Genomic DNA, 2,960 nt, shown 5'->3' with positions numbered 1-2,960 from the left:
GGTGGCGGGTATCGCGTTCGCCGCCGTCGAGGTGCCGACGCGCAGGGCCCTGCGCGTCCCGGCCGTCGGCGCCCTGGCCCGCGGCTGACCGCGGGGGCGGTGTGTGCACGACCGCTCCGGTACAGCCTGCTGTACCGGAGCTCCGGGTGTCCGCGGGAATGCCCGGCGGGCCCCTCAACCGGTGTGCTTGACACGTCAGTTCAGGCAACCGATGAAGGAACTCCGGTGAGCATCCAGCCACAGCTCGGCAACACCCCTCCCCCGGCGTACGACGCCCCGCAGCCGCCCGCCGGCGTGCGGGCGGCCATCCGCCGCCGCCCCCTGACCTGGTTCTTCCTGCTCGCGTTCGTGCTGAGCTGGGTGGCCTGGACGCCGTACATCCTGTCCCGGAACGGCCAGGGGGTGCTGGACTTCACCTACCCCGGGGGAGCGGGCGGCTCCCAGCTGCTGGGGGTGCTCCCGGGTGCTTATCTCGGCCCGATCCTGTCGGCGTTCCTCGTCACCGCGGTCGCCGACGGCCGTGCCGGACTCCGCGCCTGGACCGGCCGGATGACCAAGTGGCGGGTCGGCTGGCGCTGGTGGGTCTCGATCATCGTCAGTGTGCCCCTCGTGCTCGTCCTCACGCTGTACGCCCTGGGCGGCGAGAGCCCCGTCATGCCGAGCGCCGCGGTGCTGGCCGCGTTCCTGCCCGGCCTGGTCCTGCAGATGATCACCACCGGTGTCGCCGAGGAGCCGGGCTGGCGCGACTTCGCGATGCCCCGGCTGCAGGACAGGTTCGGCCCCGTCCGCGGGACCCTGGTCCTCGGCCCGCTGTGGGGCGCCTGGCACCTGCCGCTCTACCTCAGCGACTGGGGCGGCCAGGACGTCGTCTGGTGGACCCCGGTGGAGTTCGTCGTCACCACGACCGCCTTCAGCTTCGTCATGACCTGGATCTTCAACCACACCCGGCAGGCCCTGCTGCTGGCCATGCTGCTGCACACCAGCGTCAACAACTACTTCTCCGTCGTCTTCACGGACATGTTCCCGTCGCTGGACGCGAGGTACGCGACCCACGCCTTCCTGGTGAGCTCGGTGGCCGTGGCGACCGTCCTGCTCGTCGTCACCCGCGGCCGGCTCGGCTGCCCACCGGTGCCGGACACGGGCGCGAAGCGGCACGCGACCGGCTGAGGCGGGGACGGCCCGCGCCCGACCGGGCGCCCCGGCCGCCGCCCGGGGCGCCCCCTCACCGGACGGTCACGGCCGTGCCCCCACCGGTACGCCCATGACCTCACGGGCCTGACGGGACGGGGTCAGCCCGAGACGCCAGGCCTGCCAGCCGTCCTCCAGGTCCACCCCCCGGTCCAGGATCACCCGCAAGGCGTCGGCGCAGTCGGTCAGCTTCGGGTCCCGCATCGGGTGGGCGGCGCCGGCCAGGTCGGCGAGCTCCTGCTGGGCGACCGCCGTACCCACCTCGCTGCCGCCCGGTGACGCGTACGGCAGCAGCGTGCACCGCAGGAAGCGGGCCCAGTCGCCGCCCCGGGCGTCCCCGTACGAGGCGAACAGGCCGATCGCCTCGTCACACAGCTCCAGTGCCTGGGCGGTGCGGTTGTTGCCGCCGTCGACCAGAGCCAGCTCCAGGCAGGTCCAGGCCTCCCCGTGGGCCACCCCGATCCGCCGGAAGTCGGCCCGGGCGTCCACCAGGAGCTGCCGGGCGAAACCGGAGTTGCGCAGGTTGCCGGTCCGCGCGGCCCGCTGGTCGCGGGTGGCCCGGCCCGAGTGGTACCGGGCGCAGGCCAGCCCGTACACGTCCCGCATCCGGGAGAACATCGTGCGTGAGCGCTCCAGTTCGCGTACGGCCTGATCGGTGTCGCCGTCCTCCTCCAGGGCCTGGCCCAGGTAGTACCGGGTCCAGGCCTCGCCCCGGGCGTCCTCGTTGGCCCGGTGCCGGGCCAGCGCCTCGCGCAAGTGCTCCACCGCGGGGGCCGCGTCGCCGTCCAGCAGCCGGGCGCGGGCCAGCTGGGTCAGGGCCCATGCCTCGCCGCGCTCGTCCCGGGTGCGGCCGTACAGCTCCAGGGCGGTGGACAGTTCCTCCTCGGCGCGGTCCACCTCGCCCAGGCGCAGGCAGACCTGGCCCAGCTGGAAGTGCGTCCAGGCCTCGCCGTGCAGCGACTCGCCCTCCCGGTGCAGGGCCAGCGCGGTGTCGAGCAGGGTCAGCGCCTCGGCGAGGTTGGCCCGGTCGCGTTCCACGGCGGCCAGGGCGTGCATCGACCAGGCCCGGTCCTCGGCCTGGTCGTCGGACGCCTGGAGGCCGATCGCCTCCCGCAGCCGGGCCGACGCCTCGGTGAGGTTGCCCTGGTGGTGCAGGGTGATGCCCAGCGAGCAGAGCGCCAGGGCCGCCCCCGCGTCGTTGTCGGCGTCCCGGTAGAGGCCGACGACGGAGGACAGCGTGGTGCGCGCCTTGTCCAGCTCACCGAGTTGCCGGGCCGCGATGCCCGTACGCCACTGCACGGAGCGTTCCAGCAGCCCCCGGTCGACGGCCCGGGTCAGTTCGCTGATCTCGCCGAGCCGGTACAGGTCGCCGCGGAGCAGGCAGTAGTCGCACAGGGCGCCCAGCAGGTGCAGCACGGCACGCTGGTCCACGCCCTCCGCGTTCCGCAGCGCCGCGGTGATGAAGCTCGACTCGTCGTCCAGCCAGCGCAGCGCGGCGTCCAGCGAACTGAAGCCGTGGGGGCCGAACTGGCCTGCCCGGGTGGACATCTTGCCGTCCACCATCCGGATCACCGCGTCGGCGAGCTCCGCGTAGTTCCGCACGAGGCGCTCCTGCGCGGCGCCCCGCTCCTCGGCGGTCTCCTCGTCGACCAGGCGGGCCTGGGCGAACTCCCGTACGAGGTCGTGCAACCGGTAGCGGGAACCGCGTACGTGGGCGAGCAGCCCGGCCCGGGACAGGCCCTCCAGGAGCTGTCTCTTATACACATCTCTGA

2 protein-coding genes are annotated in these 2,960 nt (G+C 73.5%); one reads left to right on the top strand and one right to left on the bottom strand.

Features of this window, described 5'->3' with window-relative positions; all coding sequences use genetic code 11:
* Window positions 1-225 precede the first annotated feature (225 nt).
* Window positions 226-1,167 carry a CPBP family intramembrane glutamic endopeptidase gene (locus IH13_RS0111535; protein ID WP_324605172.1) on the top strand — a complete coding sequence of 314 codons (942 nt, stop codon included), beginning with the start codon at window positions 226-228 and terminating at the stop codon, window positions 1,165-1,167.
* A gap of 66 nt (window positions 1,168-1,233) precedes the next feature.
* Here IH13_RS0111535 and IH13_RS0111530 read toward each other — a convergent pair.
* A partial coding sequence (locus IH13_RS0111530) for a tetratricopeptide repeat protein (protein ID WP_158791133.1) occupies window positions 1,234-2,960 on the bottom strand: 1,727 nt, incomplete at its 5' end.

Source organism: Streptomyces sp. NRRL WC-3549 (genome assembly GCF_000721935.1).
In the GTDB taxonomy this organism is placed as follows: Bacteria; Actinomycetota; Actinomycetes; order Streptomycetales; family Streptomycetaceae; genus Streptomyces.
The sequence above is the reverse complement of the archived record's forward strand: the minus strand, read 5'-3'. Positions and strand labels throughout refer to the sequence as shown.